This window comes from Brevundimonas sp., from assembly GCF_044239655.1.
Taxonomy (GTDB): domain Bacteria; phylum Pseudomonadota; class Alphaproteobacteria; order Caulobacterales; family Caulobacteraceae; genus Brevundimonas.
Genome location: NZ_JBIIAY010000240.1, coordinates 1 through 5,565 on the forward strand (window position 1 = coordinate 1; position 5,565 = coordinate 5,565).

Consider the following 5,565-nt stretch of genomic DNA (forward strand, 5'->3'; position numbering starts at 1 on the left):
CGACGCACTCACCCGCTGGTCGAGTCGGCCGCAAAGAGGCCCTATCGAGACCTGGACCGAAGAACTCCGCCCAAGAACCGCCCAATCCTTCTTGGTGCCCAAGGCCGAAATCGCAGCCCAGGGCTATGACCTCTCACTCAGCCGGTACAAAGAGGTCGAGCAAACGGAGGTGCATCATCGTGCGTCGGCGGACATTCTTGCTGAGCTTGAGGCGCTTGAGCGGGAGATTGCGGAAGCCACGTCTGCTCTAGCCCGTGCTCTTGAAGGTTCGCCCGAATGAGTTGGCCGCTTGTTCCGCTTGGCGAAGTGTGCGCGGTAACTATGGGGCAAGCGCCCGACGGGGGCTCCTATAACGATCAAGGTCTCGGGACACCCCTCATCGCTGGAGCTGGCGACTTTCGGAAAGGTATGGCGGCCGCGAAGAAGTCTACGACGGCTCCTACGAAACTGAGCCGCGAAGGCGATATCGTGCTCGGGATCCGAGCTTCGATAGGCGCCAAGGTTCTTTCAGATAGGGAGTATTGCCTGGGTCGCGGAGTCGCAGGCCTGCGTGCGAACGAGCGGCTCTATCAACGCTACCTATGGCACTGGCTAACGTGGTCAGGGCCCGCACTTGCAGCGAAAGGGAAGGGGGCAACCTTTCCGCAGGTAAACAGGCAGGACATCGCTGAGATGCAGGTGCCTCTCCCACCCCTCCCCGAACAACGCCGAATCGCATCCATCCTCGACCAGGTCGAATCACTGCGCGCAGACAGTCTGTCCGCTCTGTCCCTGGTAGTCGAGGCGCAATCTTCGCTCTATCCAACTCCAGCTGCCTCCAGCATCAAGTGGACGCTTCGTCAGCTCGGGCTGACCTTTGAGAGCGGAAAAAGTGTCACGGGGACCCTCGAAAAGCCGGGCGGCGGTCGTGTTCTAAAAGTAAGTGCAGTTTCCGGTGCTCGTTTCGATCCGATCGAAAGTAAACCGCTTCCCGAGGGCTATAGGCCTCCACCGGCGCACAGAGTGTCCAAGGGCGAATTGCTCATTACTCGGGCAAGCGGGAGTGTTGACCTGATCGGCGTATCGGCCTTTGTAGATGATGACCCAAACGATCTCTACTTGCCAGACAAGCTATGGCGGGCACGGCTAAGTCCGACTAGCCCTCTCAATCTTCGCTTCCTTCACGCACTATTCAAGCGACCAGAGTTCCGCGCCCACGTCCGCAATGTCTCGAGTGGAGCCAGCGGAGTGCGAAATATCTCGCAGGCGAAGGTGCTCGACTTCTCGATCTCGCTCCCAAGTCCCGAGGACCTTCAGGGCTTCGCTCACGCTAGCGAGAAAGCAGAACTGGCTGAGGTGGCGCTCTCGGCGAGAGGCAGGCTTCTCGACGAACTCTTTGCCTGCCTTCAGCACCGCGCGTTCAACGGCGAGCTCTAAATGGAGGGTGACGCCAACCCGCAGCGCCACCCTCCACTCACCTAGACGAGCGCGACGAAGTACTTGTCACCGAAGAGCGGCGAGACGGTCAGCAGTCCCTTCTCGATGTCGGCCGTCGGCACCATCAACACGAGGTTTCCGGATGCGGACGCATCCGGGTAAAGCTCGTTGATGTCCGTGATCGGCTGGGGCGCGACCGCGATCGACGAGGTGCCGTCGTGCGTGGTTCCCGCCGCCGAGACGAAGGCGAACTGCAGGTCGATCCACGGCGTGCCGGTCTCTTCGCCGACGTACGTGAACGTGATCGGCACGAGGATGTACTGCGATCCAGCATCCGCGGGCTGGTTGAACATGTTCTCGGCCGCAATGATGCTGTTGGCATCGAGCGTGGCCGCACCGAACGCGATCTCGTAGATCTCTCCGGAGTTGTCGCTCACGATGACGGTGCTGCCGGCGGGCGCCGGGTTAGCGCGAGTGCCTACAGCTGCTGCGTCTGGCTCAGCGTCAGCAGGTGCATCTCCGGCGGACGTCGAGTCCGTGGACGGAAGCGCATCGGAGATTCCCGCGGCAATCGTGCCAATCGACACGATGATCGCCACGAGAAGCGCGATTGGCCCGAGAATGATCGCAGTGATCGCCTTGCCGCGACCGGGGCGCTTGGTGGCGAGTCCCACGATGCCGAGGATCGTCGCCACGAGCGCAGGCACCCAGGCGATGAAGCTCAGCCCTGGGATGATCGCGCTGACTATCGCGACGATCGCAACAATGAGCGCCCACAGGGTGAGCGCGCTCTTCGTAGCGGCCGGCGGCGTGCCCGGGTTCGCGTGGCTGCCCTCCGGGGCGAGCGGGGTAGTGGTGTTGCTGTCAGACATGATGCTCCTTGTGCTGTGTTCGCTGAAGCGAACGGGTGAGCACGTGAGCCGGTGGCCCGCGTGACTCGCACTCGAAAGAGGCAAGTCGAGTAGTTGAGCAGCGACCTCTGACATTCGTGAGAATTGCCCCGTTTTAGGGGTGGGGAGCTGCACACAGAACAGGCGGGCTGCCGTAGGTTTTCTCACATGCCTACAACCCGAGCTTTAGAGCAGCACATTGCGGTCTTCGGAGAGAGCGGAAGCGGCAAGACCGTACTGCTCTCGTCGTTCTACGGAGCCGCGCAGGAGAACGAGAACATCAAGCGAGACGGTTTCGCGGTCGTCGCGGAGAACCCTGCTCAGAGTGTTCAACTTTCCCAGAACTATTTGGGCATGAAAAAATCCGCAACGTTGCCGCCCCCAAACCGTTTCGAGGGCAAGTCTTACTCCTTCCTCGTCAAGTTGAAAGAGCCTTCTAACGCCGCTGCGCCCTTCAAAGCGCTCCGGCTCGTGTGGCACGACTACCCGGGTGAATGGTTCGAGCAGGACGTCAGCGGTCCCACGGAGGCGCAACACCGCCTGGAGACATTCCAGAAGCTGCTGGGATCCGACGTTGCTCTGCTTGTAGTGGACGGCCAGAAACTTCTAGAGCACGCGGGATCCGAGGGGTCCTATCTGAAGTCGTTGTTCACTAATTATTGCCAGCAGCTGCAGTTGCTCAAGGATGATCTCCTGACGGACGGCAAGCCGCTAGTCAAGTTCCCGCGTATCTGGGTAATGGCTCTATCCAAGTCAGACTTACTCCCGGAAACAACGGTTGAAGACTTTAGGGAACTTCTCTTGGAGAAGGCAGGCAGCGACATAATCAAGCTTCGCGACGTCATCGCCGAACTGGTCGAAGGCAGTAATGCTCTAGCGGTGGGAGAGGACTTCTTGCTTCTCTCATCAGCGAAGTTCGATCCAGCGAAGATACATGTTGACGAGCGCGTGGGCTTGGACCTTATTTTGCCGTTGGCTTCAGTTCTCCCCTTCCAGCGTCACATGAAGTGGGCAAAATCGATGAATCTGCCGCGCAAGGTAGCCGTTGATTTGCTTAGTGACGTGGAGACCGTCGCGCTTGCTCTCGGCTTGGTTGGCGCCTTTATCTCCAGGCTGCTCGCGAGCAGAAGCAAACTGCTAGGAGCTGTAGCCACCGTCCTGAGCCGCGCGGTTCCGGAGCTCGTCAAGTGGGCGAGCGGTACCCTCACCGAAGCTGACCGCAGCGCGATTGCGAAGCAGAATAGCGTCGCTGCGGCGCTGCTTGAGTTCCCGAAGCGCTTGGATGCAGGTGAGAAGCAACAGGTACTTCACCTCGGAGACAAATGAAGATTATCTGGGCGACTCGAGGCAGGACGTGGGGCTTCCAGTTCCGACGAAGAGCCGGCTTGAGCGACCCGCTCGCCGTCTACGGAGCCGCCTTTGTGGGGCTTGAGAATGAGCGGAAGGCATGCCGACGTCACGGGGACACTGTGGCATTGCGATTTGAGGATCCCCTCAAGCGCAGAGATAGCGCAGGCAGGATCATCCCGCATGATTTTGTTGTGTACCAACCGTTGGCAAAGCAGGTGACATCAGTCGAAGACGGATTGCGGGTAGTTTGGCCCTTGGTTGCAGACGAGTTCGCCAGAGACTGGGAGCTTCCCAAACCACCAATCGTCACCGATTGACTGACGTCAAACAGTGGGTGCCTGACCCTCGTTTCGGGTGCGTTACAAACTCGTGTTCGCCGATACTCTGGGCTTCGGCACACCGGCGCGACGAAGGGAGCAGCTCATGGCGAGCAACTTCGACTTCGTGCGCGCTGGCTGGCCCGAGATTGCAGTCGAGGCGCGCAAGGCCGAGGGCTATGCGAATGGCGACCCGCGGTCCTCGCTGTTCTATTCGAGGCGGGCAATCGAGTTAGTCGTCAACTGGCTCTACGAGGTTGACGCCGCGCTTCGTCGTCCGTACAAGAACGATCTGGCCGCCCTCACCTACGAACCGACCTTCAAGAATCTGGTTGGACCGGGTTTGGTTGCCAAGCTGAGTCTGATCCGCAAGCAGGGCAACGACGCCGTGCACAGGGCTGATGTGCCTCGGCCGGCCGACAGCGTTTCAATGGTGCGCGAGCTCTTCCACGTGCTGGTCTGGGTGGCGACGCACTACGCGCGAACGCCCGAGGAGCGCCCGATCGCAGGCGTCAGCTTTGATGTGAGCTTGCTGCCGCAACCACGGTCGGGCGCGGCCGCCCAGAGCATGATGCAAGTGCAGAAACTGGCTGCCGAACTCGCGTCGCGTGATTCAGATCTAGAAGAAGCTCGGCAGCAGAACGCGAGCCTCGAAGTTGAGCTTGCGCAGCTTCGTGCCGAGGTCGCACTCGCAAAGCAGGCCAACGCCACACTCGTCGACACGCACGACTACCGCGAAGACGAGACGCGCAGCCTCTTCATCGACCTTCTTCTCAAGGAGGCGGGCTGGGCGCTCACTGACGCACGCGACATCGAGTTCCCAGTCACCGGCATGCCGAACAACTCCGAGGGCGGCAAGGGTTTCGTCGACTACGTGCTCTGGGGCGAAGACGGCATGCCGCTCGGGCTTGTCGAGGCGAAGAGAACCCGCAAAGAAGCCAACATCGGCCAGCAGCAGGCACGGCTGTATGCAGACGCCCTCGAGCGCCAGTTCGGGCAGCGGCCCGTCATCTTCTACTCCAACGGCTATGACCACTGGATATGGGACGACAGCGAATACCCGCCACGTCAGGTGCAGGGCTTATACACTCGCGACCAGCTCGCTCTGCTCATTCAGCGTCGCACGACTCGCAAGACTCTTGCGTCGCTGACTGTCAGCGAGTCAATTGCCGGTCGTCACTACCAGCAGCGTGCAGTGCGCAAGGTGGCTGAGGCCTTCGAGAACAAGGAGCGCCGCGCGCTGCTAGTCATGGCTACGGGTAGCGGCAAGACGCGCACAGTGATTGCACTCAGCGATCTGCTGATCCGCGCGAATTGGGCGAAGCGCATCCTATTTCTTGCCGACCGGGTCGCGCTCGTCAACCAAGCCACCAACGCGTTCAAGGCGCAGTTGCCCGACGCGGCTCCCGTCAACCTCGTCACAGAGAAGGATGTCGACGGCCGGGTCTACCTGTCGACTTACCCGACGATGATGGGACTCATCGACTCCGGGGCAGACGACCTGCGGCGATTCGGCCCTGGCTACTTCGACCTCATTGTTGTCGATGAGGCCCACCGCTCGGTGTACCAGAAGTACGGCGCCATCTTCGACT

The 5,565-nt window shown here is 60.5% G+C and carries 5 protein-coding genes; 4 read left to right on the plus strand and 1 reads right to left on the minus strand.

Annotation, left to right across the window (positions count from 1 at the left end):
- Positions 1-280, plus strand: a 280-nt coding sequence (locus ACILQR_RS17155) for a hypothetical protein (protein WP_395652576.1), incomplete at its 5' end; no start/stop codon positions are given.
- Positions 277-1,416, plus strand: coding sequence for a restriction endonuclease subunit S (locus ACILQR_RS17160; RefSeq protein ID WP_395652577.1), 1,140 nt, complete (start codon positions 277-279; stop codon positions 1,414-1,416). The genes ACILQR_RS17155 and ACILQR_RS17160, both read left to right, overlap by 4 nt.
- Positions 1,417-1,457: 41 nt before the next feature.
- On the opposite strand, the gene ACILQR_RS17165 is transcribed toward ACILQR_RS17160, so the two are convergent.
- A complete protein-coding gene (locus tag ACILQR_RS17165; protein ID WP_395652578.1) occupies positions 1,458-2,288 on the minus strand; it encodes a DUF4190 domain-containing protein in 831 nt (276 codons plus the stop codon).
- A gap of 186 nt (positions 2,289-2,474) precedes the next feature.
- Here ACILQR_RS17165 and ACILQR_RS17170 point away from each other — a divergent pair, with 186 nt between their 5' ends.
- Together ACILQR_RS17170 and ACILQR_RS17175 are read left to right on the plus strand one after the other, a co-directional pair.
- Positions 2,475-3,632, plus strand: a complete 1,158-nt coding sequence (locus ACILQR_RS17170) for a hypothetical protein (protein WP_395652579.1) — start codon at positions 2,475-2,477, stop codon at positions 3,630-3,632.
- A 447-nt stretch (positions 3,633-4,079) separates the two neighbouring features.
- Positions 4,080-5,565, plus strand: a 1,486-nt coding sequence (locus tag ACILQR_RS17175) for a DEAD/DEAH box helicase family protein (RefSeq protein WP_395652580.1), incomplete at its 3' end; no start/stop codon positions are given.